24 protein-coding genes and 1 other RNA gene are annotated in these 25,062 nt (G+C 71.5%); 14 read left to right on the forward strand and 11 right to left on the reverse strand.

All coding sequences use genetic code 11. The features are described from left to right. The 5 genes from JMJ55_RS16795 to ffs all read right to left on the reverse strand — a co-directional run. Positions 1–1,133: calcium-binding protein (locus JMJ55_RS16795; RefSeq protein ID WP_202826743.1), on the reverse strand; the 1,133-nt coding region annotated here is incomplete at its 3' end. Between the two features lie 128 nt (positions 1,134–1,261). Continuing rightward, on the reverse strand, positions 1,262–1,876 hold the full coding sequence (recR, locus tag JMJ55_RS16800; RefSeq protein WP_202826744.1) for a recombination mediator RecR: 615 nt from the start codon (positions 1,874–1,876) through the stop codon (positions 1,262–1,264). A gap of 16 nt (positions 1,877–1,892) precedes the next feature. Continuing rightward, a complete protein-coding gene (locus JMJ55_RS16805) occupies positions 1,893–2,228 on the reverse strand; it encodes a YbaB/EbfC family nucleoid-associated protein (protein WP_202826745.1) in 336 nt (111 codons plus the stop codon). A 9-nt stretch (positions 2,229–2,237) separates the two neighbouring features. Continuing rightward, positions 2,238–4,118, reverse strand: coding sequence for a DNA polymerase III subunit gamma/tau (locus JMJ55_RS16810; RefSeq protein WP_202826746.1), 1,881 nt, complete (start codon positions 4,116–4,118; stop codon positions 2,238–2,240). A gap of 47 nt (positions 4,119–4,165) precedes the next feature. Then, positions 4,166–4,258: signal recognition particle sRNA small type (gene ffs / locus JMJ55_RS16815), an RNA gene on the reverse strand. Positions 4,259–4,347: 89 nt separating this feature from the next. Here ffs and JMJ55_RS16820 point away from each other — a divergent pair. The 4 genes from JMJ55_RS16820 to JMJ55_RS16835 all read left to right on the forward strand — a co-directional run bounded on the left by JMJ55_RS16820 (position 4,348) and on the right by JMJ55_RS16835 (position 7,376). Continuing rightward, positions 4,348–5,364 carry a Bug family tripartite tricarboxylate transporter substrate binding protein gene (locus tag JMJ55_RS16820; RefSeq protein ID WP_236033786.1) on the forward strand — a complete coding sequence of 339 codons (1,017 nt, stop codon included), beginning with the start codon at positions 4,348–4,350 and terminating at the stop codon, positions 5,362–5,364. Between the two features lie 44 nt (positions 5,365–5,408). Further along, the gene (gene nudC / locus JMJ55_RS16825; RefSeq protein ID WP_202826747.1) at positions 5,409–6,344 is read left to right on the forward strand and encodes an NAD(+) diphosphatase; all 936 of its coding nucleotides are present in this window, start codon (positions 5,409–5,411) and stop codon (positions 6,342–6,344) included. Next, positions 6,341–6,649 carry a phosphoribosylamine--glycine ligase gene (locus tag JMJ55_RS16830; RefSeq protein WP_202826748.1) on the forward strand — a complete coding sequence of 103 codons (309 nt, stop codon included), beginning with the start codon at positions 6,341–6,343 and terminating at the stop codon, positions 6,647–6,649. Before nudC ends, JMJ55_RS16830 begins: the two co-directional genes overlap by 4 nt. A 61-nt stretch (positions 6,650–6,710) precedes the next feature. Further along, positions 6,711–7,376 (forward strand): phosphorylase family protein, encoded by a 666-nt coding sequence (locus tag JMJ55_RS16835; RefSeq protein WP_202826749.1) that lies wholly within the window; start codon positions 6,711–6,713, stop codon positions 7,374–7,376. Here JMJ55_RS16835 and JMJ55_RS16840 read toward each other — a convergent pair. The 3 genes from JMJ55_RS16840 to JMJ55_RS16850 are packed head-to-tail and all read right to left on the reverse strand — an operon-like array spanning position 7,369 to position 9,517. After that, the gene (locus JMJ55_RS16840; RefSeq protein ID WP_202826750.1) at positions 7,369–7,869 is read right to left on the reverse strand and encodes a universal stress protein; all 501 of its coding nucleotides are present in this window, start codon (positions 7,867–7,869) and stop codon (positions 7,369–7,371) included. The two genes, JMJ55_RS16835 and JMJ55_RS16840, sit on opposite strands and share 8 nt — an antisense overlap. Beyond that, positions 7,869–8,612 (reverse strand): TIGR02186 family protein, encoded by a 744-nt coding sequence (locus JMJ55_RS16845; protein WP_202826751.1) that lies wholly within the window; start codon positions 8,610–8,612, stop codon positions 7,869–7,871. Before JMJ55_RS16845 ends, JMJ55_RS16840 begins: the two co-directional genes overlap by 1 nt. Next, on the reverse strand, positions 8,609–9,517 hold the full coding sequence (locus JMJ55_RS16850; protein WP_202826752.1) for a sulfite exporter TauE/SafE family protein: 909 nt from the start codon (positions 9,515–9,517) through the stop codon (positions 8,609–8,611). Before JMJ55_RS16850 ends, JMJ55_RS16845 begins: the two co-directional genes overlap by 4 nt. Positions 9,518–9,660: 143 nt before the next feature. Here JMJ55_RS16850 and JMJ55_RS16855 point away from each other — a divergent pair, with 143 nt between their 5' ends. Beyond that, positions 9,661–10,587 (forward strand): hypothetical protein, encoded by a 927-nt coding sequence (locus JMJ55_RS16855; protein ID WP_236033787.1) that lies wholly within the window; start codon positions 9,661–9,663, stop codon positions 10,585–10,587. Positions 10,588–10,656: 69 nt separating this feature from the next. Here the strand turns inward: JMJ55_RS16855 and JMJ55_RS16860 are convergent, their stop codons facing one another. Next, positions 10,657–11,451: an MlaA family lipoprotein gene (locus JMJ55_RS16860; protein ID WP_202826753.1), complete on the reverse strand. Its 795-nt coding sequence runs from the start codon at positions 11,449–11,451 to the stop codon at positions 10,657–10,659. A gap of 77 nt (positions 11,452–11,528) precedes the next feature. Between JMJ55_RS16860 and hpnI the strand changes: the two genes are divergently transcribed. Genes hpnI through JMJ55_RS16890 form a run of 6 tightly spaced genes read left to right on the forward strand, consistent with a single transcriptional unit; the run spans position 11,529 to position 17,233 of the window. Beyond that, positions 11,529–12,683, forward strand: a complete 1,155-nt coding sequence (gene hpnI, locus JMJ55_RS16865) for a bacteriohopanetetrol glucosamine biosynthesis glycosyltransferase HpnI (RefSeq protein WP_202826754.1) — start codon at positions 11,529–11,531, stop codon at positions 12,681–12,683. A gap of 8 nt (positions 12,684–12,691) precedes the next feature. Next, a complete protein-coding gene (hpnJ, locus tag JMJ55_RS16870; RefSeq protein ID WP_202826755.1) occupies positions 12,692–14,137 on the forward strand; it encodes a hopanoid biosynthesis associated radical SAM protein HpnJ in 1,446 nt (481 codons plus the stop codon). After that, positions 14,134–14,487 (forward strand): YunG family protein, encoded by a 354-nt coding sequence (locus JMJ55_RS16875; RefSeq protein ID WP_202826756.1) that lies wholly within the window; start codon positions 14,134–14,136, stop codon positions 14,485–14,487. The genes hpnJ and JMJ55_RS16875 overlap by 4 nt, the downstream gene beginning before the upstream one ends. Beyond that, positions 14,484–15,284 carry a hopanoid biosynthesis-associated protein HpnK gene (hpnK, locus tag JMJ55_RS16880; protein WP_202826757.1) on the forward strand — a complete coding sequence of 267 codons (801 nt, stop codon included), beginning with the start codon at positions 14,484–14,486 and terminating at the stop codon, positions 15,282–15,284. The genes JMJ55_RS16875 and hpnK overlap by 4 nt, the downstream gene beginning before the upstream one ends. Beyond that, positions 15,281–16,255, forward strand: a complete 975-nt coding sequence (locus tag JMJ55_RS16885; RefSeq protein WP_202826758.1) for a lysylphosphatidylglycerol synthase domain-containing protein — start codon at positions 15,281–15,283, stop codon at positions 16,253–16,255. Before hpnK ends, JMJ55_RS16885 begins: the two co-directional genes overlap by 4 nt. 12 nt (positions 16,256–16,267) lie before the next feature. Then, positions 16,268–17,233: a Bug family tripartite tricarboxylate transporter substrate binding protein gene (locus JMJ55_RS16890; RefSeq protein WP_202826759.1), complete on the forward strand. Its 966-nt coding sequence runs from the start codon at positions 16,268–16,270 to the stop codon at positions 17,231–17,233. 146 nt (positions 17,234–17,379) lie between these two features. On the opposite strand, the gene JMJ55_RS16895 is transcribed toward JMJ55_RS16890, so the two are convergent. Next, a complete protein-coding gene (locus tag JMJ55_RS16895; RefSeq protein WP_236033788.1) occupies positions 17,380–18,738 on the reverse strand; it encodes a cytochrome P450 in 1,359 nt (452 codons plus the stop codon). 14 nt (positions 18,739–18,752) lie between these two features. After that, entirely contained in the window at positions 18,753–19,499 is a 747-nt protein-coding gene (locus JMJ55_RS16900) for an SDR family NAD(P)-dependent oxidoreductase (RefSeq protein ID WP_202826760.1), read from the reverse strand. Positions 19,500–19,629: 130 nt separating this feature from the next. Between JMJ55_RS16900 and JMJ55_RS16905 the strand changes: the two genes are divergently transcribed. The 3 genes from JMJ55_RS16905 to JMJ55_RS16915 are packed head-to-tail and all read left to right on the forward strand — an operon-like array spanning position 19,630 to position 25,062. Continuing rightward, entirely contained in the window at positions 19,630–20,727 is a 1,098-nt protein-coding gene (locus JMJ55_RS16905) for an efflux RND transporter periplasmic adaptor subunit (protein WP_202826761.1), read from the forward strand. Between the two features lie 7 nt (positions 20,728–20,734). Next, complete coding sequence (locus JMJ55_RS16910; protein ID WP_202826762.1) at positions 20,735–23,866, forward strand: efflux RND transporter permease subunit; 3,132 nt, start codon at positions 20,735–20,737, stop codon at positions 23,864–23,866. 2 nt (positions 23,867–23,868) lie between these two features. After that, positions 23,869–25,062, forward strand: a complete 1,194-nt coding sequence (locus tag JMJ55_RS16915) for a TolC family protein (RefSeq protein WP_202826763.1) — start codon at positions 23,869–23,871, stop codon at positions 25,060–25,062.

A 25,062-nucleotide genomic window follows, 5' to 3' on the forward strand; every position in this document is an offset into this window, starting at 1 on the left:
ATGCTGTCGGCGCCGGTGCCGCCGTCCAGCGTATCCTTGCCGGCATTGCCAGACAGCGTGTCGTCGCCGGCGAGGCCCTGCATATTGAAAAGGCCGCTGTTGCCAGCGAAGATTTGGTCGTTGCCGTTGCCGCCTGCAAGGCTGGCGCTGCCGTTGGGGACGTCGTCGGTGGCAGTAATCGTGTCGTTGCCGTCGCCGCCGTCGACCTGGATCAGGTTGGCTTGGCTGAGGAAGGCGATATCGATCCGGTCATCGCCAAGGCCGCCGGCGATTATACCGGCGCCGATGAGGCTTATGCTGTCGTTCCCGTCGCCGCCCGACAGTATATGAGTGCTGTCCAGGCCGCCGCCGGCAGAAAGCGTATCGCTGCCTGCCCCGCCATCAAGGGAGTCGTTGCCGGCGCTGGCGGCCAGGGAATCGTTGCCGTCGTTCCCAAGCAGCGTGTCGTTGCCGAGGCCGCCATCGAGCGTATCGTTGTCGATGCCGCCATCCAGACTATCATTGCCTTCAAAGCCGGTAAGCTTGTCGTTGCCCGCGAGACCCAGGATGGTATCGTTACCTGAACCGCCCGTCAGCGCGGAATTGTCGTCCCCCGTACCGGTGACCAACTGGCCCTGCAACGAGGTGCCGGCGGGGTCGAAGCCGAGATTGAAGCTGATCAGCGCTGCGGCATGGACCCCGACCAGCTTCATCAGCGGGACAAAGCTGTTGGCCCCGCCGGTTTCATCCCAATCGATGAAGGTATCATCGTTGTATTGCCGGATTTGGAGATAACCGCTGGAACCGAAAGGGTTCGAGACATCCCCGCCGCCAGCGCTGACGACGCTCAGAAGGCTGATAAGATCCAGTCGGTCGCCGCCTGATCCCGCCGCGAAATCCGTGACGGTTATGACGTCTCCCGGACCGCCATAGAGATAGACCGGAAAGCCGAGCTGAATGAGGTCCTGGCCGGAACCGCCGGTGATCGTATTGGCCCAGCCGCCTGCAACGAGGGTGTCGTTCCCTTGTCCGCCATCCAGGTTGACGCCATAGGTGCCGATGAGCTTGTCGTCGCCCGCCAATCCGGCCAGCGTGTCGCCGTAGTCCGAATCGCTAAGGGTGTCGTTGCCGTCCGAGGGCGTAGGCGCGACCATGGGAATTCCGTTGCCTGAGATGCTGCGGCCTGTTCGGCTGCCTTACTAACAGTTTGTCGCGCGGGAATCACCCATGCGTGAAGCCGTGTGAGGCTAGGCAAAGGAGGTGAACTCTTTCTTGCCGAAGGTCACAGGTCCCGCCGCGCCTTCAACGCCGCCGCCAATGTCCCCTCATCCAGAACGTCGAGCGCCCCGCCCATCGGCACGCCCTGGGCCAGCCGCGTGACCCGCACCCCGCTGCCCACCAGCCGGTCCGAGAGGTAATGCGCCGTCGTCGCGCCATCCACGGTCGCGGGCAGCGCCAGGATCACCTCCTCGACCCGCTCCGCCTCGCCCGCGCCGGCGATCCGCGCCAGCAGCGGCTGCACCGCCAGATCCTCCGGCCCGACGCCACCCAGTGCCGAGAGCGTGCCGCCGAGGACGTGATAGAGGCCGCGATGCGCATGCGCCCGCTCCAGCGCCCAGAGCTCGGCGACGCCTTCCACCACGCAGATCAGCCCACGATCCCGCTGCGGGTCGCGGCAGATGCCGCAGGGATTGCGGGTATCGAGATTGCCGCAGATGCGGCAGGGCTGCACCGCAGCGGCAGCGGCCTGCAAGGCGGCAGCCAGCGGCAGCATCACCCGGTCCGGCTGCATCAGCATCTTCAGCGCGGCGCGCCGGGCGCTCCGCCGGCCGAGGCCGGGCAGGCGCGCCAGCAGCCCGACCAGCTGCTCGATCGGATCGCCCGGCCAGTCGCTCATGCCGCCGCGCGGGCGTTCAGAAGGGCAGCTTGAAGCCGCCGGGCAGGCCGCCCGGCAGGTTCAGCCCGGCCGTCGCCTTCTGCATCTCCTCGGCCATCATGGCCTCGACCTTCTGCTTGGCATCGGCATGGGCGGCGACCAGCAGGTCCTCCAGCACCTCCCGCTCATCCGCCACCATCAGGCTCGGGTCGATGGAGACGCGCTTCAGGTCGCCCTTGCCGGTCAGCGTCACCGTCACCATGCCGGCGCCGGCGGCGCCATCGACGGTGGTGGCGTCCAGCTTCGCCTGCATCTCCGCCATGCGGGACTGCATCTGCTGGGCCTGCTTCAGCATGTTGCCGAGGTTCTTCATGGCGCGGACCTATTCCCTGTCGTCGTCTTCGGGGGGTGGAACATCGTCGAAATCGGGCGGTTCATCCTCGGCGCCGGCGGCGGCCGGGCCGGAATCGACCAGGCCATAGGCATCGGCCGCGGCGTCGCGCACCGCCTCGATCACCGTGCCGGGGAAGGCGGCCAGCACTGCCTGCACCAGCGGATGGCTCTGCGCCAGCTCGCGCCGCCCGGCCTCCGCGGCACGGCCCTGCTGGGCGAGGGTCGGCTCGCCCTCGGCATTGGAGAGGGCGATGGTCCAGCGATTGCCGGTCAGCTCCAGCAGCAGGGCAGAGAATTCGGCGGCGAGCTGCGGCGGCGCGCCCGCCTGCACCCGCATCTCGATCCGCCCGGGCTGGACCCGCACCGGATGGACGCTATGGACCAGATGCGCATGCAGCATCGGCTTCCGGCCGGAGGCGAGCGCCACCACCTCGCGCCAGCTCTGCGGCTGGGCCAGGGCCGGCGCCGCCACCGCATCGGCCAGCACCGCGCCACCGCCGCCCATGGCCCGCAATCCGCCGCCATTGCCCGGCGGGGCTGGCCGTGACGCGCCGGCGGGGGCGGCGCCGCCCTCGGCCAGGCGGCGGACCAGGTCGCCCGGCGTCGGCAACTCCGCCACATGCGCCAGGCGGATCAGCACCATCTCGGCTGCGGCGCGGCGATCCGGCGCCTCATTCACCTCGCCGAGGCCCTTCAGCAGCATCTGCCAGGCGCGGCCCAGCACGGGGACGGAAAGCCGCTCGGCCAGGGACGCGCCGCGGGTCCGCTCGCCCTCGGTCAACGAAGGGTCGTTCTTCAGCCCCGGCACGCTGCGCAGCCGGGTCAGGGTATGGGTCAGCTCCAGCAGGTCCTGCAGCACCACGGCCGGGTCGGCGCCGCGCTCATGCGCCCGATCCATCAGGCGGAGGGCGGCGGCGACATCGCCGGCCATCAGCACCTCCATCAGCTCCAGCACCATGGCCCGGTCGGCAAGGCCGAGCATGTCCCGCACCGCCTCGTCGGTGACCTGCGCCTCCGGCCCGCCGAGGGCGATCGCCTGGTCGAGCAGGGAGAGCCCGTCGCGGACCGAGCCATCGGCGGCGCGGGCCAGCATCGCCAGCGCCTCCGGCTCGACCGAGACATGCTCCAGCCCGGCGATGCGCTCGAAATGCGCCCGCAGCTCGGCCTGCGGCACCCGCTTCAGGTGGAAGGTCTGGCAGCGGGAGAGGATGGTAGCCGGGACCTTCCGCAACTCGGTCGTCGCCAGCATGAATTTCACCTGGGCCGGCGGCTCCTCCAGCGTCTTCAGCAGCGCGTTGAACGCCGCGGTGGAGAGCATGTGGACCTCGTCCAGGATGATGACCTTGAAGCGGCCCTGGGCCGGGCGGTAGCGCAGCCGCTCGCGCAGCTCCCGCACATCGTCGATGCCGTTGTTGGAGGCCGCGTCCAGCTCCTGCACATCCGGATGGCGGTCGGCGAGGATCGCCATGCATTCCGGGCAGACGCCGCAGGGGGTGGGGGTCGGCCCGCCCTTGCCGTCCGGGCCGATGCAGTTCAGGGCGCGGGCGATGATCCGCGCCGTGGTGGTCTTGCCGACGCCGCGCACCCCGGTCAGCAGATAGGCATGGGCCACTCGGTCCTGGGCGAAGGCATTGCGCAGGGTGCGGACCAGCGCCTCCTGCCCGACCAGCTCCTCGAAGGTGCTGGGGCGGTATTTCCGGGCCAGGACGCGATAGGGCGTCTGGGGGGCGGGAGCGGCGATCGGGGCTTGCGGAGGGACGGCCGGCAAGGGCGGCGCCTCACCGAAGAGGCCGGGACCCTCGGGCGCCGGCGGCTCCGGCAGGCCCTCCTCGGGCGGCGGATCGGCGGGACCGAAGAGGGTGGACGACATCCGCGGGGCGGGTTCCTGTGGGCGGTGGCCCGCCATGCCTCAAGGGTGGAAGGCCGGCAAGCGACCCGGGCGAGAACCCGTTACGGCTGCTTCCTTCCGGACCTGACCGGGTTGGCGGGGAGCCCGTCCACCGCCGACCTTCCGAGGGCACCATATCATGCCTCCGCCCCATTCGCACAATGCCAGGTCCTGCATTACCTTCTCCGGCATGACCACGACTCCGCCCGACATGGCAACGATGCCCGCGCGGCCTGGGCTTTTCCGGCGCGTCCTCTGGCGCGCCCTGCTCCTCCTCGGCCTGCCGGCGCTGGCCGCGCCGCTGCGGGCGCAGGAATTTCCCGCCCCCGGCCGCCCCATCACCCTGATCGGTGGATTCGCCGCCGGGACGCCGGGCGATGTCTATCTGCGGCTGATCGCGCCCCTGCTCTCGGCCCGGCTCGGGGTGCCGGTGGTGGTGGAGGCCCGGGTCGGCGCCACCGGCAACCTGGCGATGGAGGCGCTGGCGCGGTCGGCGCCGGATGGCCATACCGTCGGCCTCGTCTCCTCTGGCCAGCTCACCATCAACCCGGCCATCTTCCCGCGCATGCCGGTGGATACGGTGGCCGACCTAGTGCCGGTGATGACACTGTTCGACGCGCCCAATGTGCTCGCCGTCAGCACCGTGCAGCGGCCGCAATACACGGATTGCCGGGCGCTGATGGCGGCGATCCGGGCCCGGCCCGGGCAGCTGAACTATGCCAGCAGCGGCAGCGGCGCCTCCACCCATCTGGCGGCAGCGCAATTCCTGGCCGCCACGGGACTCGACATCCAGCACGTGCCCTATCGCGGCGGGCCGGCGGCGATGATCGGCCTCTACCAGGGCGATGCCGAATTCTTCTTCTACCAGTCCGGCCCCGTGCTGGAGGACTGGCGGGCCGGCCGGGTCCGGCTGCTCGGCATCACCTCGGCCAGCCGGGCCTCGGCCATCCCGGACCTGCCGACCATCGCCGAGGCCTGCGACCTGCCGGGCTTCCAGAGCAGCGTCTGGTGGGGCATCGCCCTGCCGCAGCGGACGCCGGAGCCGGTGATCGCCCGGTTGCGGGCCGAGATCGGCGCCGTGACCGGGACACCGGAGATCCGGGACCGCATCCTGGGGATGGGCTTCACCCCGATGCCGGGCGGGGCGGAGGAGATGCGCGCCGCGATCGCCCGCGACCTGCCGCGCTGGGCGGCGGTGGTGAAGGCCTCGGGCGCGCGGCTGGAATAGGGCCCGTTGCCGCCGCCCCGCGCGCGTGGCACCGTCCGCCCCGCATGCGCCCCATCCCCGCCAGCCGCCCCAACGCCTATTCGGGCAGCCCCCTCGACCGCGCCTCCAACCGCCGCGAGGATGCCGAATTCATCGCCAGCGCCCTGGCGAGCCCCGAAACCCTCTTCACGCCGGTCTGGCGCAGCCGCAGCCTGATGAAGGGCGTGCAGGAGGGTAAGCCGGAAGCCGTGCTGCTGACCGGCGCCGCGGCCGAGGCGGTGCGCATGGCGGGCGGGCCCTGGGCCTTCCTCGGCTTCTGGGAAGGCCGGCCGGTCTTCGCCGTCGATTGCTCCGCCGCCGAGGATCCGCTGCCGCTGCTGCCCGAGGGCATGGGCGCCTTCACCGATCTCCGCGCCGTCGCCGGCCTGCTGCCGCCGGGCGAGGCGAGCGTCCTCGCCCATGCCCGCGGGCTGATGCACTGGCGCACCCGGCACCGCTTCTGCGGCGTCTGCGGCGCGGGCTGCGAGCCACGCTCGGCGGGCAATGCCATGGCCTGCACCGGCTGCGGGACCCAGCATTTCCCCCGCACGGACCCGGCCGTCATCATGCTGGTGGTGCGGGAGGGGCGCTGCCTGCTCGGCCATTCCACCCGCTTCCCGAACAGCGTCATGTATTCGACCCTCGCCGGCTTCGTGGAGCCGGGCGAGACGCTGGAGGAGGCGGTGCAGCGCGAGGTGGCGGAGGAAGCCGGCATCGCAGTCGGCGCCGTCCATTACCACTCCTCCCAGCCCTGGCCCTTCCCGGCCTCCATCATGCTCGGCTTCCATGCCGAGGGGCTCTCGGACGAGATCACCATCGACCCGGAGGAGCTGCGCGACGCCCGCTGGTTCACCCGCGAGCAGATCCGCAATCCGGAGGCGCATGGCTTCGCCCTGCCCCGCGCCGACAGCATCGCCCGCCGGCTGATTGAGGACTGGCTGGCCGGGGAGGAGCCGGCATGAGGCCGCGGCGCGCCGCCCGTCTGGCGCTGCTGCTGCCGCTGCTCGGCGCCTGTTCCTGGTTCGGCGCCCCAGCCCCGGCCGAGCCGGAGACCCAGGACCAGCGCGAATGCCGGCAGGAGGCCCGGTCCTCCCCGGCCATGAAGGCGCTCGACCGCCAGCGCATGCCGGGCAATACCGTGAACGACGACCGGATCGCCCAGGAGGCGAGAGTCGTCATGGCCCGGGCCTATCGGGACTGCCTCCGCGCCCGTGGCTTGGCGATGCCGGGTGGCGTGGAACGCAACGACCGCGCTGAAGCCATGTGAAGGGGTGTGCAGCGCGCCTCGGCCCTGCCTATAGTGCAGCGCAGCATGACAGGAGGAGCCTATGGCCGAGGCATCCCCTATCCTCGCGGTGGTCGGCATGCGGTCGGAGGCAGCCCTGCTGCCGGCGGGCCTGCGCGTCGTCGTCAGCGGTGGTGACCCCAGCCGCCTGCGCCACCTCCTGGAACAGGCACCCGACGATATCGCCGGGGTTCTGAGCTTCGGCATCGCCGGCGGGCTGGACCCCAGCCTCATCACCGGCGACCTGGTGGTGGCGACCCGGGTGCGCGGCCCGGGTGGGGCCTATATGGCCGATCCCGTCTGGTCGGCGGCGCTAGCCCAGAGCTGCGGCGCCCGGCTCGGCATGGTGGCCGGCGCCAGCGCGGTGGTCGGGGAGCCGGCCCGCAAGCGCCAGCTCCGCGCCGCGACCGGCGCCCTGGTGGTCGATCTGGAAACCGAGGCGGTCGCCGCCTTCGCAGCCGCCCGGAAGCTGCCCTTCGCCGCGCTGCGCGCGGTGGCCGATACGGCGGAGGAAGTGCTGCCCCGCTCCGCCGCAGTCGGCCTCACCCCGGATGGCCGGCCGGCGGCCGGCCGCGTGGCGCTCGCCCTGCTGCGCCAGCCGCGGGAGCTGCCGGCGCTGCTGGTGGTCGCCCGACGCAGCCGGACGGCGCTGGAGGCGCTGGGCAGCGCGGTGCAGCGGGCCGGGCCGGGCTTCGGACCCTTCAGGTAACGCGTTCCATCTCCGCATCATCCATGTTGCCGGGAACGATGGTGAGCGGCACCCGCAGCCTGCCGGCATAGCGCCCGGTCAGCGCGCCGATCAGCGGGCCCGGCGAGCCGCCATCGCCGGAGGAGGCGAGGACGAGGACCGAGATCCGCGGGTCTTCCTCCAGCAGCGCCAGGAGCTCGTCGCGTGGCTGGCCCTCGCGGATCAGCAGGATGGGCAGCCCGCCGGTGATCTCGTTCACCTCGGCGGCGAGGCCGGAGAGCAGCCGCTCCGCCTCCTCCCGCCGCTCCTCGGCCATCATGGCGCCGACCCCGGCCCATTCGGTCAGCCCCTCGGGCTCGATCACCCGCAGCAGGGCCACCCGGCCGCCGCCGTTGCGGGCGCGGAGGCAGGCATAGCGCAGCGCCACCTCCCGCTCCGGGCTGTCATCCACCACCACCAGGAACACCCGGTCCCGCTTGCTCGCGGCCTCCTGCTGCTCCCGCGTCTCGCCCATCAGCCCCTCCGGAACAGGACGCTGCCGAGCCAGCCGGCCAGCGCCGCGAACACGATGCAGGCGATACCGTAGAGGAAAGGCTGGTCTTCCGCGACGGTGGCGATGCGGTCGGCAGTGCCGACCCGGTCCACCCGGAAGGCGAGCTCCTGCCGGGCCACGATCCGGCGGGAGCGGACCAGCAGGACCTCCACCTGGTAGTCGCCGGTCGGCACCGCCGCCGGCAGCGGCAGCCTTGCATGGAACAGCCGGCTGCCGGCGATCTCGACGGCCGAGGCATCCTCGATCCAGAGGCCGCTCTGGCTCTCGAGCCCGAGCAGCGCGGCCCGGAAGGCGGGCGAGCGCGCGCCGGTGCTGGTCAGCGGCAGGCTGTCGAGGCCGAGGCTGTTCCGCTGCCGCTCATCCTCGGGCAGGAGCTGCCAGGCGGGGCGGGTGCCGGAGATGAAGTAGAAGCCCGGCACCTGGGCGAAGCGGGCGGAGGGGCCATTCACCCAGATCAGGCCGGCGACAGAGACCTTGCGCCGGACCACGATCGGCCGGGTCGGGCCGCGGGCGACTACCAGGACCTCGTCCCCGCCCGGGCCGATCGGGCCTTCGGTGCTGCCGAAGACCATCAGCGAGGCGCCGGTGAAGCCGGTGCTGACCTCGACCGCAGTCTGCGAGAGGGCGGCGACCAGCGGCAGGTCCTGCGCCCGCGCCACGGCGGGAAGGGCCAGCACCAGGGCCAGCAGCAGCCGAGCGATCACAGGGCCGGCCCGCTGCTGAACAGGTTGGCCGGCGTCCGCAACAGGCCCCAGAGCAGGCTGAGCGCGACCGAGAGCACCAGCAGGCCGAGCAAGGCCCGCGTCTCCTCGCCGCGCAGCCGGGTGCCCATGGCGGCGCCGAATTGCGCGCCGGCGACGCCGCCCAGCAGCAGCAGCATGGTCAGCAGGATATCCACCGTGCCGAGCTGCACCGCCTGCAGCAGGGTCACATTGGCCGCAACGAAGACCACCTGGAACAGCGAGGTGCCGATCACCACCGAGGTCGGCATGCCGAGGAAGTAGATCATGGCAGGGACGAGCATGAAGCCGCCGCCGACGCCCATCACCGCTGAGAGCACGCCGATGCCGAAACCGACCACGAAGGGCGGGATGATGGAGATATAGAGACGCGACCGCCGGAACCGCATCTTCAGCGGCAGGCCGTGCATCCAGAAATGCTCATGCAGCTTGCGCTTGGTGGCGCTGCGGCGGCGGAGGATGGCGCGGACGCTCTCCATCACCATCAGCCCGCCGACGGTGCCGAGCACGACCACGTAGAACAGCGAGACGGCAAGGTCGACCTGCCCGATCCGCCGCAACAGGGCAAAGAGCTGCACTCCGGCCAGGGAGCCGAGCACCCCGCCCATCAGCAGCACCCCGCCCATCTTGGCGTCGACATTCCCCCGCCGCCATTGCGCGATGAGGCCGGAGACCGAGGCGCCGAGGGTCTGATTGGCCCCCGAGGCGACCGCGACCGGCGAGGGAATGCCGATGAGGATCAGCAGCGGCGTCAGCAGGAAGCCGCCGCCGACGCCGAACAGGCCCGAGAGCCAACCCACGCCAAAACCGATGCCGACCAGCAGGAAGGCATCCACCGACATCTCGGCGATCGGCAGGTAGACCTGCATCGCGAATTCCGCACCAAACAAGGACGGCGGGCGGTTTGAACCGGGGGTGTGGCGGGAGCAAGGCACAAACGGCTCTATGCCGCGTGAACTGTCCCGGGAAGGCAGCGTTCACGGCGGCATAACCAGTCACAGGGAATACCGACATGGCCATGCAGACCATGGGTGCCGCGCCGACGCTCGGCACGACGACCGGGGTAGCGGAGGCGCCGCCCGCCCTGCTGCACCGGGTTTCCTGGGGTGCCATCCTGGCCGGCGGCATCGTCGCCGTCGCGGTCGGCGCCATGCTCTCGATTCTCGGCATCGCCATCGGCGCAAGCACGGTGGATGCGACCAATGCCGCCTCGCCGAGCGCCACCAATACCGGCATCGCCGCCGGGGCCTGGCTGCTGGTCTCGAACCTGATCGGCCTCGGGGTCGGCGGCTATGTCGCAGCCCGGCTGTCCGGCATCGGCACGGCGACGGACACCACCCTGCACGGGCTGGCGGTCTGGGGCCTCGGCTACCTGCTCTCGGCCGTGCTGCTCGGCAATGTCATCGCCGGCACGGCGAGCACGGCGGCGCAGGGCGTCTCCTCCCTGGTCGGCGGGGCGGTGCAGGGCGCGGGGCAGGCAGTCTCGGCCGCGGCGGGCCCGGCGAGCCAGATGGCCGGCCGAGTCGATCCGCGCCAGATCGTGGACCGGGCGCAGAATGCCCTCAATGGCGGCGGCGATCCGGCGACGATGAACAGCGACCAGCGCAAGGCCGAGATCGGCCAGATGCTGACCCGCCGCGTCACCGACGGCAGCCTGCCGCAGGGCGACCGCGACCGGCTGAGCCGGCTGGTTTCCGCCGAGTACAATATCCCGGCCGATGAGGCGAACCGCCGCATCCAGCAGGTGGAGCAGCAGGCGACCGAGGCGGCCCAGACCGCCGAGCGCCAGGCCCGCGAGGCGGCCGATGCCGCGGCGACGGCCGGGGCGGTGGCGGCTTATTGGGCCTTCGCGGCCATGCTGCTCGGCGCGGTGGCGGCGGTGATCGGTGCCCGGATGGGCACCCGCACCGTGCCGGTCGCTGGCCGGCGCTACGCCTGAGGCAGGCGCCTCAGACCGGATGAAGCGGCTGCCGCCAACCCCCAGGGCGGGTTGGCGGCATGAGGGGCGTCAGCGGCGCGCCGCCGGCGCCCCGGGATCGTCCAGCACATCGAGCGAGTCGGTGGTCGTCCGCCCGAGCTCGGAATCCCGGTGCTGCTGCCAGAGGCTGCGCAGCCGGGCATAAGGGTCGAGCGAGCCGTTGCGGATCTCGTCCAGCGTCTCGATGTTCCGCTCCCGCACATCCAGCCCCTCCACCGCGCCGCGGCCAAGATTGGCGCCGAGCGGGATGAAGTAGCTGATCGGGTTCATGAAGCCGTTGACGACCGAGCCCGTCAGCTCCCGCGGGTTGGAGGGGCCGAGGACCGGCACCATCAGATAGGGCCCATCCGGCAGGCCCCAGCGATAGAGGGTCTGGCCGAAATCCCGCTCCAGCCGCGGCGGGCCGCCGAATTGCTCGAGGTCGAACATCCCGCCGAGCCCGGCCGTGCTGTTGAAGACGAAGCGCAGCACCGTCTGGGCCGATTCCAGCGGCCGCCCCTGCAGCAGGCTGTTGGCGGCGACGGCTGGCTCGTTCAGGTTGTTCAGCACGTTGCGGATGCGGGTGCGGGTCCAGCTGCCGACCGAGTTGCGGTAGAAGACCGCGGCCGGGCGGATCGCCGCGTCGTCCACTGTGAAATTGAAGTCCAGCACGCGGCGATTGGTCGCCTCCAGCGGATCGGTCGGGTCGGTCGGCGCCGTGACCTGCATCGGCGGGATGGTGCCATTGGCCGAGGCCACCATCTGCCGCCCGGCATTCGGCTGGGCGGCGCAGGCGGCGAGGCCGCTGGCAAGGCATAGGGCGAGCAAAGGGGTAATGCGGGGCATGGGGACAACCGGCAGGGAAGGTCGCAGGCTAGCCCAAGGCGGCACCGGCAGGCGACCGGCATTCCGGCTGCACGCGCGTGCTTGACCTGCTGGTCCTGTTGGCCGCCGTGCTGGCCAGCCTGGCGGCGCTCGCCGGTGGGGTGACGGCGCTGCTGGCGGCGCGGGCCATGCGCCGCCTCGCCCGGCAGGTCCCGGCGGCGGGCCCGGCGCTGCCGGCCAGCATCCTGAAACCGCTGCACCGGGCGGAGCCGGGCCTGCGCGAGAACCTGCTCTCGACCCTCGACCAGGCCCATGCGGCGCCTTTCGAGGTCCTGTTTGCCATCCCCGATGCGGCGGATGGCGCCGGGCCGGTGGCGGAGGCGGCGATGGCCGCGCGCCCCGGCATTCCGGCCGCGCTGATCCGCGACTCCCGGCTGCACGGGCCGAACCGCAAGGTCTCCCAGCTGGTCAACCTGGAGGAGCATGCGGCGCATCCGGTGCTGGCGGTGGCGGATGCCGATATGCGGGTGCCGCCGCATTGGTTGACCGCGGTGACGGCGCCGCTGGCCGATCCCTCGGTTGGCCTTGTCACCTGCCTCTATAGGGGGGAGCCGGCGGATGGCGGGCTCTGGTCCCGGCTCGGCGCGCTCTGGATCGACTGGCAGTTCCTGCCGCATGCCTGCCTCGGCGAATCCATGGGCCGGGCCAATGGTTGCTATGGCGCGACCATGGCGCTCAGGGCCGAGACGCTGGAGCGCATCGGCGGCTTCCAGGCCCTGGCCGGGCTGCTGGCCGATGACCATGCGCTGGGGGCAGCGGTGCGGCGGCTCGGCCTGCGGGTGGTGGTGGCGCCGGTGCTGCCGGAGCATGTGCAGGCGGAACCGGGCCCGGGCGCCCTGCTGGCGCATGAGCTGCGCTGGGCCCGGACCCTCCGGCTGCTCGACCCGCGGGGCTATTGGGGGATGGGGCTGACCTATCCGCTGGTGCCCGGGCTGCTGGCGGCGCTGCTGGCGCCTTGGGGCTGGGCGGTGCTGGCGCTGGCGCTCGTGGCCCGGCTGGTTCTGGTCGGCACCGTCGATGGGGTGCTGGGTCGCCCCCTGCGCATGGCCCGGCTGGCACTTCTGCCGCTGCGCGACCTGCTCTCCTTCGCTATATGGGCGGTTGGGCTTGCCCGGGGCACGGTGACGTGGCAGGGCCAGCGATATCGGATGGACCGCGACGGCCGCATGGCCGAGGCGGGCTTTGGGGATTGAAGCCGGCGATGATGCGCACCCTGTTCCTTCAGGCTCCCTCCTTCGACGGGTTCGATGGCGGCGCCGGCTCCCGCTATCAGGCGCGGCGGGAGATCAAGAGCTTCTGGTTCCCAACCTGGCTCGCCCAGCCGGCCGCGCTGGTCGAGGGTTCGAAGCTGGTCGATGCCCCGCCGCATGGGCAGACCCTGGCCGATGTGCTGCCGATGGCGCGGCAGCATGATCTGGCCGTGCTGCACACCTCGACGCCCTCCTTCGCCTCCGACGTGAAGGTGGCGGCGGCGCTGAAGGCGGAGAACCCGAACCTCAAGGTCGGGCTGATCGGCGCCAAGGTGGCCGTCCAGGCGGAGGAGAGCCTGCGCGACGCGCCGGTGATCGACTTCGTGGCGCGGAACGAATTCGACTTCACGATCAAGGACGTGGCGGACGGGATGGACTGGTCCGCCATCAAGGGCCTCTCCTGGCGGAACCGGGAGGGGGTGGTCGTCCACAATGCCGATCGCCCGATCCTCGAGGACATGGACAGCCTGCCCTTCGTCTCCCCAGTGTACAAGCGCGACCTCGACTACAAGAAATACTTCATCGGCTACCTGAAGCACCCTTACGTCTCGATCTATACCGGTCGCGGCTGCAAGAGCCGCTGCACCTTCTGCCTCTGGCCGCAGACGGTAGGCGGGCACCGCTACCGGACGCGCTCGGTCGGCAATGTCATCGAGGAGATCCGCTACATCCGGGACAACTTCCCGGGGCTGAAGGAGATCTTCTTCGACGACGACACCTTCACCGACGACCTGCCCCGTGCCGAGGCGATCGCGCGGGAGATGGGCAAGCTCGGCGTCACCTGGTCCTGCAACGCCAAGGCGAATGTTCCACGGGAAACGCTCAAGGTCCTGAAGGATGGCGGGCTGCGCCTGCTGCTGGTCGGCTATGAGAGCGGCAACCAGCAGATCCTGCACAACATCAAGAAAGGCATGCGGATCGAGGTCGCCAAGAAGTTCTCGAAGGACTGCCGCGAGCTCGGCATCGCCATCCACGGCACCTTCATCCTGGGCCTGCCCGGCGAGACCAAGGAGACGATCGAGGAGACGATCAAGTTCGCGATCGAGACCAACCCGCATACCCTGCAGGTCTCGCTGGCGGCGCCCTATCCCGGCACCTTCCTGTTCGACCAGGCGGCGCGCGAGGGCTGGCTGGACACCGCGAATACCGAATATGTGGATGCGCATGGCGTGCAGATCGCGCCGCTGGCCTATCCGCACCTGTCGCATACCGAGATCTTCGACAGCGTCGAAACCTTCTACCGCCGCTTCTACTTCCGGGCGCCCAAGATCGCGTCCATCTGCGGCGAGATGATCCGCGACCGGCAGATGCTGGTGCGCCGCCTGCGCGAGGGGGTGGAGTTCTTCCGCTTCCTGCGGGAGCGGAGCACGGCGAGCGAGCAGCAGAAGGCGGCGTGAAGCAGGCTTTCGACCCGGCAGCGGTCCAGGATCGGCTCCGCCGCTCCTGGTCAGCCGGGTCGAGCAGCCGATTTCGGCCCGACAACCCGGCACTCGGCCAGTGCAGCGCGACGGCGCTGGTGGTGCATCAGGTCTTCGGGGGTGAAGTCTTGAAGACGCTGGTGCCTCTCGAGGGACGGATGGCTCCGCATTTCTACAACCGCATCGGCGGCCGATGCTTTGACTTCACCGCCGAACAATTCGCCATGCCAGTGCGCTATGACGACGCGATCAGCTCGCCGGAGGAGGCGCTGACCGATACCTCTCCGGCCCAGGTTGCCCAGTTGCTGGCGACCTTCCACGCCGCGTGACCCCTCGCCTGATCCTCAACGCCGATGATCTCGGCCTCGCCGGGCCGGTCAATGCCGCGATCGAGCAGGCGCACCGTGAGGGCGTGCTCACCGCCGCCAGCCTCATGGTCGGCGAGCCGGCCGCGGCCGAGGGCGTCGAGATCGCCCGCCGCAACCCGCGCCTCGCGGTCGGGCTCCACCTGACGCTGACCGACGGCACGCCCACCCTGCTGCCCGAGCGCATCCCCGCCCTGGTCCAGCCGAATGGCCGTTTCCGGGACGACATGGCCGGGCTCGGCCTCACGCTCGCCACTTCCCGCGCCGCCCGTGCCCAGCTTCGCGCTGAGATCGCCGCGCAATGCGCCGCTTTCCGCGCAACGGGCCTGCCCTGCGACCATCTGAACGCGCACAAGCACTACCACCTGCATCCGGTCATCGCCGCCTTCGCCTTCGCCGAGGCCGCGCGCCAGGGCATCCGCGCCGTCCGCATCCCCCATGAGCCCGGCACCGCCCGTGCCCTCGCGCCGCTGATCCTCTGGCTCCGCCGGCTGGCCGCCCGGCATGGGCTCCGTGCGCCGGACCGCGTGGTGGGCCTCGCCTGGACCGGCGCCTTTACTGCCGATCGCCTCGCTGCGGCGCTGGCCCGCCTGCCGCCCGGGGTGACGGAGCTCTATTTCCATCCGGCGCTGGCGGGCGGCTTCCCTGGCGCCGCCCCCGGCTACCGCTATGCCGAGGAGCTCGCCGCCCTGACCGACCCGCGCATTCGCGCCGCCTGCGCCAGCCTGACCACCGGCGGCTATACGGCGATGCTGGCATGAACCGCCTCGGCCCCATCCTGGCGCTGGCCGGGCTTGCCGGCGCGCTGCTGCTGCTCGGCCAGCAGGACTTGACGGAGGTCACGGCCCTGCTGGCGACGGCAGGCCTAGGCCTGGTGCTGGCGGCGCTGGCGCATATCCCCTCCATGGCGCTGAACGGCCATGCCTGGCGGCTGCTGCTGCCGCGCCGCCGTCGCCCGGGCCTCGGCGCGATGACGGCGAATGTCTGGATCCGGGAATCGGTGAACGGGCTGCTGCCAGTCGCCCGCATCGGTGGCGAGATCGCCTCTTACCGCCTGCTGCGGGGCGAGGGCGTCGGCGTCGCCCCGGCCGCGGCCAGCCTGATGGTCGATATGGCGATCTCCATCCTCAGCCAGCTCGGTTTCTCCCTGCTCGGCCTGGCGCTGCTGGCCTGGGCCGGGGCGGGGATCGGCTGGGGCGGCGTCGCGCTCGGGCTGGTGGCGGGGCTGGCCATGGCGGGCGGCTTCATCCTGGCGCAGCGGGCCGATATCCTCTCCCGCCTCGCCACCCTGCTGAACGGCATCGCGGCCGGGCGCTTCCCGGGGATCGCCGCCCATTCGGTACGGATCGACCGGATGACGCGGCGGCTCTGGCGGGTCCGGGGGGCGATTGCCGGCTGCTTCCTCTGGCAGCTTGCCGGCTGGCTGGCCGGTTCGCTCGAGATCTGGATCGCCCTCGCCGCGCTCGGCCATCCAGTCTCGATCGCTGAGGCGGTGGTGATCGAGGCGATGATCCAGGCCCTCTCCTCCGCCGCCTTCCTCGTCCCCGGTGCGCTGGGTTTGCAGGAGGCCGGCTTCCTCGGCCTCGGCCTGCTGCTCGGCCTGCCGACGGAAGTCGCGGCGGCGCTCGCCATCGCGCGGCGGCTGCGGGACCTGATCGTCTTCCTCCCCGGCCTGCTCGCCTGGGTCTGGGCGGAACGACGGATCGCGCGCATGTTGCCCGGCCTGGGGTAGAGAACCCGTGCCATGCCGACCCGCCGTGCCCTGCTCGCCACACCGCTGCTGCTGACCGTCCCGGCTCGCGCCGAGGAGGCCTGGCCGAACCGGCCCATCCGCATCGTCATCCCCTTCGCGCCCGGCGGGTCCTCCGACATCGCGGCGCGGATCGTGGCGCCGCGGCTGACGGCGCTGCTCGGCCAGTCGATCCTGATCGAGAATCGTGGCGGCGCCGGGGGCAATATCGCCGCCGAGCTGGTGGCCCGGGCGCCGGCCGATGGCTACACGCTGTTCCAGGGCAATGTCGGCATCCTGGCGGTGAACCCGACGCTCTATCGCAGCCTGAGCTGGGACCCGCGGACGGATTTCGCGCCGATCTCGCAGCTTCTCTCGGTCTTCTATGTGCTGGTCACGCCGATGGACCGGCCCTGGACCAGTCTTCAGACCCTGCTCGCCGCCACCCGCGCCGCGCCCGGCACGCTGAGCGCCGGCAATTCCGGCATCGGCAGCATGGGCCACCTGGCCTCGGTGCTGTTCGACCATATGGCGGGGGTGAAGACGATCCCGGTGCCCTATCGCGGCGGCGGGCCTCTGGCGAACGACGTGCTGGCGGGCAAACTGGATTTCAGCTTCTCCACCGTGCCGACCGTGCTGCCGCTGATCGAGGCCGGGCGCATCCGTGCCCTCGCGGTCGGCACCGCGCGGCGCAGCACCCTCCTGCCCAATGTCCCGACGCTCGACGAGGCCGGGCTGCCCGGCTTCGAGGTGCCGAATTGGGATAGCTGGCTGGCCCCGCGCGGCACGCCGCCGGCGGTGATCGCCCGGCTGGGCGCTGCCATGCGGCAGGTGCTGGCCGAGCCGGAGGTGGTGCAGGAATTCGCCCGCCGTGGGATGGAGACGCTGCCGAGCACGCCCGAGGTCCTGGGCGCCGAGATCGAGGCGCGCATCGCCCAATTCGCGCCCATCGTCCGGGCGACGGGGGCCACGCCCGATTGAAGGATGAGGGGGCCTTGCCCCCTCACACTCCCCCACCAAAGGCCGAAAGGCCTTTGGAAACCAATAGTTTAACTTACGGGTTCCAAGGGCCCTTCGGTCTTTGGTGGGGAGAGCCCGAGAGGGGCAGCGCCCCTCTCGGTCGCCCCCTAACGCCGCTCCAGCACCATCGGCAGCCGCTCCCCTGGCCGCAGCGTCAGGCGGCACACGGGGAAGACCCGCGCTCCCGGCGCCAGGCGCAGGCGGAATTCCTGCAGCAGCGTCGCCAGCACGATCACGGCCTCGGCTAGGCCGAAGCCCATTCCCGTGCAGACCCGCGGGCCGAGGCTGAAGGGCACATAGGCATGGCGCGGTCGCTCCGGCGCGCCGGGCAGGAAGCGTTCCGGCGCGAAATGGTCCGGCTGGTCCCAGAGCCCTGGGTTCCGGTGCAGCAGCCAGGGCACGACGATGACGATGGTGCCGGGCGCCACCGCCTCCCCGGCAATGGTCAGCGGCGCGCCGGCCTGCCGCGCCAACAGCGGCACCGGCGGGTAGAGCCGCAGCGCCTCATCCACCACGGCACGGGTATAGGGCAGGGCGGGCAGGTCCTCCCACCCCGCAGCCCGGCCGCGGAGGGCGGCCTGCGCCTCCCCGGCCAGCCGCGCCTCGGCCTCTGGCGCCTGGGAGAGCAGGTAGAGCGCCCAGGCCAGCAGGTTCGCCGTCGTCTCGTGCCCGGCCATGAACAGCGTCGCCGCTTCGTTGCGGAAGGCGGTGGCGTCCATCCGCTGCCCGCCGGGAAGCGCCGCCTGCGCCATCGCCCCGATCAGCGAGGATTCGCCGCCCCGCAGCGCGCCGGCCACCAGCCCGTCCACCACCGCATGGATGCGCCGCACCTCGGGCGAGATGCCGAGCCGCAGCCGCGGCATCCAGTCCGGCAGGCCGAGCAGGGAGGGCAGGTCTGTATTGCCGATCCGCGCCTGGTAGCGCCGGAAAGCCTCCACCACCGTCGCCGCGGCGCCGGCACCGAGCCGGCGGCCGAAGAGGGCGGCGCAGATCACCTCCGCCGTCAGCTGGCCCATCGAGGCGAGGATGTCGGTCGGCGCGCCGGGCGGCAGGCCGCGCCAGGCATCCCGCCGCTCCTCGATCACCGAGGTCATCACCGGCGCCAGCTCCGGCAGGCGGGAGTGGTGGGTGACGGGCGCGACCACCCGCCGCCGTTCCCGCCACACCAGCCCGTCCGAGATGAACAGCCCGTCGCCCAGCAGCGGCTCCAGCGCATGGCGCATCTGCGGGCTTTTCCGCTCCAGCGCCTCATGCCCGTCGATGAAGGCCTGCTGCACGCTTTCCGGGCTGTTGCAGACCAGGATGCGCTGGGCGAGGACGCGGGTCTGGATCAGCGGCTGGCTGAAATGCCCGGCCAGCCAGACCTCCAGGAAATTCCGCCGCGCCCGGCGCAGCAGCTCGGGCAGCGGCAGGCGGCGGGTCGGGCGGTCCGGGAAGGGCGGGACGAAATGGCCGAAGCCGCTCATGCCAGCCGTGGGTATCATTCCTTATGGACGCGGAGCGGCCCGAAGCTCTGCGCCACCGGCATGACCTGGAGCAGGTTGACATTCACCCGCTCCGGCCGCGTCGCTACCCAATGCACCGCATCGGCGATGTCCTCGGGCGCCAGCGGGTCGGTCCCCTGATAGGGGGCGGCGGCCTTGGCCGCATCGCCGCCGAAGCGCACGGCGGAGAATTCGGTGCCGCCGACCAGGCCGGGTTCGATATCCGTCACCCGCACCCGCGTCCCATGCAGGTCGGCGCGCAGGTTGAAGCTGAACTGCCGGACGAAGGCCTTGCTCGCGCCATAGACATTGCCGCCCGGATAGGGCCATTCCCCGGCGGTCGAGCCGATATTGAGGATATGCCCGCGGTTGCGCGCCACCATGCCCGGCAGCACCGCATGGGTGACATACATCAGCCCGCGCACATTGGTATCGACCATCGCGTCCCAGTCATCTAGCTTCGCGCTCTGCGCCGGGTCGAGGCCGCGGGCGAGGCCGGCATTGTTCACCAGCAGGTCGATCGCGGCCCAATCCGCCGGCAGGCCGGCAATGGCCGCCTCCACCGCAGCGCGGTCGGCGACGTCGAGCCGCAGCGAGTGCACCTGGCCCGGCAGTTCCGCCGCCAGCGCATCGAGCCGGTCCTGCCGCCGCCCGGCGGCGATGATGCGGGCGCCATCGGCGGCAAAACGGCGGGCGATGGCGAGGCCGAAGCCGGCGGTGGCGCCGGTGACGAGGACTATCATGAGGGCTCCTTCGCGGACCCGTGACCCTTAGGGCAAAGCCGCCTGGGTTGAAACACCTTACAAATCGTCCATCTTGCGGTCGGAACCTGATGGAGACCGCACTGTGGGACGCGATGCGGGGGCAAGGCTATTGGCCTGTGCCCTCCTGCTTGGCTTGGCAACCTCGGCCGTGGCGGCGGAGCCGACACCGAACGAGGTGACGATCCGCCTCGACGAGCGGCAATACCGCGCCGCCGGCATCGAGGTCACCCGCGTCGAAGCCGAGGCCGGCACCACCCAGACGGTGCTGCCGGGCACGGTCGGCGTGCCGCCGGCGCAGCTTCGCATCGTCGCCGCCCCCGCCGCCGGGTTGGTGGAGGAGGTGCTGGTGGCGCCGAACGAGCCGGTCACGGCCGGCCAGCCCATCGCCCGGCTGCGCAGCCCGGACCTGCTGGAGGCGCAGCGCCTCTATCTCCAGGCCCTCTCGGCCGAGCAACTCGCGGCCGAGAAGCTGCGGCGCGACGAGCAGATGCACCGCGAGCGCATCATCGCCGAGCGCCGCCTGCTGACCACCCGCGCCGACCACGACTATGCCCGCACCTCCTTGCAGGAGCGCGAGCAGATGCTCGCCCTGCTCGGCATGGCCGAGGCCGATATCCGGGCGCTGCGCGAGCAGCGCCGCATGGTCCCGGCGCTGACCGTCATCGCCCCAGCCGAGGGCGTGGTGCTGGAGGTGCGCGCCTCGGCCGGCGAGCGCATCGCCCCGGCCGCGCCGCTGTTCAGCATCGCCCGGCTCGATCCGCTCTGGATCACCCTCCAGATGCCGCTCGCTCAGGCCAATGCCATCGTGCCAGGCACGCGGGTCAGCGTGCCCGGGACGCCGGCCCAGGGCGAGGTGATCCGCCTCGGCCGCAGCGTCGATGCTACGACCCAGTCACTCGCCGCCGTGGTCGAGGTCTCGGACGGCGCCGAGGCGCTGCGGCCCGGCCAGGTGGTCTCGGCCAGCGTCGCGTTGCGCCCCAACGGCACGCCGCAATGGCGCCTGCCCTCCGGCGCCGTGGTGCGGCATGCCGGCCAGTCCTGGGTCTTCGTCCGCACCCAGGGGGGCTTCCGCGCCCGGCCGGTGGTGGTGGTGGCAGAGACCGCCAGCACCGTCTCCCTCCGCGCCAAGCTGGCGCCGGACGACCATGTGGCGACGCGCGGCATCCTCTCGCTGCTGGCCGAACTCACCGAAGTCTACGGGGGCTGACCGAGTCATGCTGATGCGTCTCGTGGCGCTGGCGCTTCGCCAGCGCCTGATCATCCTGCTCGCGACCCTCGGGCTGATCGCCTGGGGCGTCGATGCCTATCGCAAGCTGCCGATCGATGCCTTCCCCGATGTCTCGCCGACCCAGGTGCTGGTCGCCATGCAGGCGCCCGGCCTGCCGCCGGAGGAGCTGGAGGCGCAGGTCACCAACCCGATCGAGCTGGCGATGAAGGGCATCCCCAACCTCGTCAACATCCGTTCCATCACCCGTTACGCGACGGCGCTGATGACCTTCGAATTCGCGCCGGGGACGGATATCTACTGGGCCCGCACCCAGGTGGACCAGCGGCTCGACGACCTCGAGAGCGATTTCCCGGATGGCGTCTCCGGCGGCCTTGCCCCAGTCGTGACGCCGCTCGGCGAGATGCTGATGTTCACGCTGGAGGGCGGCACGCTCTCGCCCATGCAGCGGCGGACGCTGCTGGACTGGGTGATCCGGCCGCAGCTTCGCGGCCTGCCGGGGGTCGCCGACGTCAACACCCTCGGCGGCCATGTCCGCACCTATGAGGTGGCGCCCGACCCGGCGGCGATGGCCGCGCGGGGGATCACCAGCGCGATGCTGGCCGAAGTGCTCGGCCAGAACAACCGCAACGACGGCGCCGGCCGCGTGCAGGACGGCGAGGAGGCGCTGCTGGTCCGCGCCGAGGGCCGCATCCGCACGCTGGAGGATATCCGCTCCATCGTCGTCGTCTCCCACCCGACCGGCGTGGTCCGGGTCGCCGATATCGCCGATGTCCGCTTCGGCGCGCTCGCCCGCAACGGTGTCGTCACCCGCAATGGCGAGGGCGAGGCGGTCTGGGGCATCGTGCTCGGCCTGCGCGGCGCCAATGCGCGGACGGTGGTGAACGGCGTCACCGCGAAGCTCGGGGAGATCCAGAAGACCCTGCCCGAGGGCGTGAAGATCGGCATCTTTTATGACCGGAACGACCTGATCGAGAAGGCGGTCTGGACGGTGCAGAAGGTGCTGCTGGAGGCGATCGCCCTGGTGGTCGTGCTGCTGATCCTCTTCCTCGGCAATCTTCGCGCTGCGCTGGTTGTCTCGCTCTCCCTGCCGCTGGCGGTGCTGGCGACCTTCGGCGTGATGTCGCTCTATGGGTTGTCGGCCAACATCATGTCGCTCGGCGGGCTTGCCATCGCCATCGGCCTGCTGGTTGATTGCGCCGTGGTGGTGGTGGAGAATGCCGCGCATCGCCTGGCGCACATGGAGGGCAAGCCGAACTTCAAGGCGCGGGCGCAAGCGACGCTCGAGGCGGTGCGCGAGGTCGCGGTGCCGCTGGTCTCCGGCGTCGTCATCATCGTCACCGTCTTCATCCCCCTGCTCTCCCTCCAGGGTCTGGAGGGGCGGCTCTTCGGCCCGGTGGCGCTGACCATCATCTTCGCCCTCTGCGCCGCGCTGCTGATCTCCCTCACCGTCGTGCCGGTCATGGCGGCGACGGTGCTGCAGGCCGGCGGCCATGCGAAGGAGCCCTGGCTGGTCCGCCGCCTGCACGCGGTCTACGACCCCTTCCTCGCCTGGGCGATGAAGAACCCCTTCAAGGTTGGCGGCACCGCCCTCGCCGGCCTCGTCATCGCCGTGCTGCTCTTCGGCCGCATCGGCTCCACCTTCATGCCGGTGATGGATGAGGGGACGCCCGTCCTCACGCTCCGCAAGCACCCGACCATCAATGTCGAGGAGGCGGCCGAAACCGACCTGCTGCTGCAGCGGGAGATCATGCAGCGCGTGCCGGAGGTGCGCGGCATCATGGCCCGTGCCGGCGCCGACGAGCTCGGCATCGACCCGGTCGGGCTGAACGACAGCGACCTCTTCCTCACCATCGCCCCGCGCGAGGAGTGGCGCGACAAGAAGAACCGCGACTTCGTCATCGACGAGGTGCGCAAGGTCCTCGATGCCTTCCCCGGCATCTCCTATGCGGTGAACCAGCCGATCGACATGCGGGTGCAGGAGATGATCATCGGCGCCCGCGGCGATGTGGTGGTGAAGGTCTTCGGCTATTCGATCGGGGAGCTGAACCGGATCGCCCGCCAGGTGGAAGAAGCCGTGCAGGGCATCCAGGGCTCCTCCGATGTCTTCGCCCTCAAGAACGAGGGGATGAAGTATCTCCGGGTCGAGATCGACCGCTTCGCCGCCGGTCGGCTCGGCCTCAATGTGCGCGACGTGCAGCAGGCGCTGCGCGTCTGGGTCGATGGCCGCAACATGGGGCTGGTGCTGGAACAGGAACGCCGCATTCCGCTGATGCTGCGCGGCGAGGGCAGCCTCCGCCGCTCGGCGACCGACCTGCAACGGCTGGTGCTCGCCCTGCCCGGCGGACGCACCGTGGCGCTGTCCCAGGTGGCCCGCATCGCCGAGGAGGAGGGGCCGATCCAGGTCATCCGCGAGGGCACCCAGCGCTATGCGACCGTGCTGGCGAATGTCCGCGGGCGGGACCTGGTCGGCTTCGTCGCCGAGGCGCAGGCGGCCGTCGCCCAGCGTGTGCAGCTGCCGCCCGGCTACCGCCTCGAATGGGGCGGGCAGTTCGAGAACCAGCAGCGCGCCTCGGCCCGGCTGGCCGTGGTCGTGCCGATCGCGCTCGGCATGATCTTCCTGCTGCTCTACTTCACCTTCGGCTCGGTCCGGCAGGCGGTGCTGGTCTTCTGCAACGTGCCCTTCGCCGCGATCGGCGGCGTGGTCGCGCTCTGGGGCTCGGGCGAATTCCTCTCGGTGCCGGCCTCGGTCGGCTTCATCGCCCTGGTCGGCATCGCCGTGCTGAACGGCGTGGTGCTGGTCTCCTACATCAACCGCCTGATCGCGGAGGAGGGGCTGACGCTGGCCGATGCCGTGCGCGAGGGAGCGAAGCGGCGGATGACGCCGGTGACGCTGACCGCGACCATCGCCGCCTTCGGCCTGGTGCCCTTCCTCTTCGCCACCGGCCCCGGTGCCGAGATCCAGCGGCCGCTGGCCATCGTGGTGATCGGCGGGCTGGTCACGGCGACGGTGCTGACCCTGGTGCTGTTGCCGATCCTCTATGCCCGCTTCGCCCTGCCGAAGGACCGGGCGGCGGAGGCGGCGCAACCCGCCGAAGCCCGGCCGGCGCCGGCGGAGTGACGATGCCGATGCCTGCGATCCTGCTTCTCATCCTCCTCCTGCTGCCGGGGGCGGCCCTGGCCCAGGCGGAATCCCCCCTCGGCCGCCATCTCGACCAGGCGGTGGCGCTCGATGCCGCCAGCCGCGGGCTGGCCGCCCAGCGCGGCGCAGTCGCCGCGCGCCGTGCCACGGTGCGCTCGCCCATCGCCGGCTCGCCGGTGGTCAGCGGCGCCTGGCGCACCGATCTCCGCGGCCCGCGCGAGGCGCTCCAGCTCGACATGGAAGTGGGCGCGCCGATCTGGCTGCCCGGCCAGCGCAGCGCGCTCGGCAATACCGTCACCGCCGGCGTCGCCGAGGTGGAGGGCCAGATCCTCCAGCGCCGGCTGGAGATCGCTGCCCTGCTGCGCGAATACTGGTGGAACGCCGCGCTCGCCGCCCGCGAGCAGCGTCTGGCGCGCGACCGGCTGGCCACCGCGCGCGACATCGCCCGCGACGTGGCGCGCCGCGCCCAGCTCGGCGACATCCCGCCCTCCGACGGGCTGCTGGCGCAGAACGAGACCCTGGCGGCGGAGCTGGCGCTGGCGGATGCTGAGGCCGCGCTGGTCGCCGCCCGCGCCACCTACGCCACGCTGACCGGCGGCGCCGAGCCCGACCTGCCGCCCGAGCCGCCGGCGCCCCGCAACCTCCGCCACCCGCTGCTGGCCGCGGCGGAGGCGAGCCTCGCCCGGGCCGAGGCGGAGGCCCGACTGGTGGCGGCGACGCAGCGGGACAATCCGGAGCTCGGCCTGTTCGGCCAGAGCCAGAGCGGCAATGTCACCGAACAGGGCGTCTCGGTCGGCCTCCGCCTGCGGGTGCCTCTGGCCACCGAGGCCCGCAACGCCCCCCGTCGCGCCGCGGCCGAGGCCGATATCACCCGCGCCTCGGCCCTGCTGGCCCAGCAGCGCCGGCTGGTCGGGGCTGGCATCCAGGCGGCCGAGCAGGCGCTGCGCGCGGCCGAGGAGGCGGTGCGGCTGGCGCGGCAGCGCCTCTCGGTGGCGAACCAGCAGCTGGACGTCGCCCGCCGCGCCTTCCGCGCCGGCGAGACGGGCATCTTCGACCTCTACCGGGTGCGCCAGCTTCAGCTCGAAGCGGCGGGGGCCGAGGCCCGCGCCGCGGTGCAGGCCGGGCGGGCGCGCTCGCGGCTCAACCAGGCGCTGGGCTACGCACCAGACGCCTGA

Origin of the sequence: Belnapia mucosa, assembly GCF_016775475.1 — a bacterium.
GTDB lineage: Bacteria > Pseudomonadota > Alphaproteobacteria > Acetobacterales > Acetobacteraceae > Belnapia > Belnapia mucosa.

Bases quoted from the DNA above. Each gene is read 5' to 3' on its own strand.
- recR (WP_202826744.1), bottom strand. From the start codon at position 1,876: ATGAGCGACTGGCCGGGCGATCCGATCGAGCAGCTGGTCGGGCTGCTG.
- JMJ55_RS16805 (WP_202826745.1), bottom strand. From the start codon at position 2,228: ATGAAGAACCTCGGCAACATGCTGAAGCAGGCCCAGCAGATGCAGTCC.
- JMJ55_RS16810 (WP_202826746.1), bottom strand. From the start codon at position 4,118: ATGTCGTCCACCCTCTTCGGTCCCGCCGATCCGCCGCCCGAGGAGGGC.
- JMJ55_RS16820 (WP_236033786.1), top strand. From the start codon at position 4,348: ATGGCAACGATGCCCGCGCGGCCTGGGCTTTTCCGGCGCGTCCTCTGG.
- nudC (WP_202826747.1), top strand. From the start codon at position 5,409: ATGCGCCCCATCCCCGCCAGCCGCCCCAACGCCTATTCGGGCAGCCCC.
- JMJ55_RS16830 (WP_202826748.1), top strand. From the start codon at position 6,341: ATGAGGCCGCGGCGCGCCGCCCGTCTGGCGCTGCTGCTGCCGCTGCTC.
- JMJ55_RS16835 (WP_202826749.1), top strand. From the start codon at position 6,711: ATGGCCGAGGCATCCCCTATCCTCGCGGTGGTCGGCATGCGGTCGGAG.
- JMJ55_RS16840 (WP_202826750.1), bottom strand. From the start codon at position 7,869: ATGGGCGAGACGCGGGAGCAGCAGGAGGCCGCGAGCAAGCGGGACCGG.
- JMJ55_RS16850 (WP_202826752.1), bottom strand. From the start codon at position 9,517: ATGCAGGTCTACCTGCCGATCGCCGAGATGTCGGTGGATGCCTTCCTG.
- JMJ55_RS16855 (WP_236033787.1), top strand. From the start codon at position 9,661: ATGGCCATGCAGACCATGGGTGCCGCGCCGACGCTCGGCACGACGACC.
- JMJ55_RS16860 (WP_202826753.1), bottom strand. From the start codon at position 11,451: ATGCCCCGCATTACCCCTTTGCTCGCCCTATGCCTTGCCAGCGGCCTC.
- hpnJ (WP_202826755.1), top strand. From the start codon at position 12,692: ATGATGCGCACCCTGTTCCTTCAGGCTCCCTCCTTCGACGGGTTCGAT.
- JMJ55_RS16885 (WP_202826758.1), top strand. From the start codon at position 15,281: ATGAACCGCCTCGGCCCCATCCTGGCGCTGGCCGGGCTTGCCGGCGCG.
- JMJ55_RS16890 (WP_202826759.1), top strand. From the start codon at position 16,268: ATGCCGACCCGCCGTGCCCTGCTCGCCACACCGCTGCTGCTGACCGTC.
- JMJ55_RS16895 (WP_236033788.1), bottom strand. From the start codon at position 18,738: ATGAGCGGCTTCGGCCATTTCGTCCCGCCCTTCCCGGACCGCCCGACC.
- JMJ55_RS16900 (WP_202826760.1), bottom strand. From the start codon at position 19,499: ATGATAGTCCTCGTCACCGGCGCCACCGCCGGCTTCGGCCTCGCCATC.
- JMJ55_RS16910 (WP_202826762.1), top strand. From the start codon at position 20,735: ATGCTGATGCGTCTCGTGGCGCTGGCGCTTCGCCAGCGCCTGATCATC.
- JMJ55_RS16915 (WP_202826763.1), top strand. From the start codon at position 23,869: ATGCCGATGCCTGCGATCCTGCTTCTCATCCTCCTCCTGCTGCCGGGG.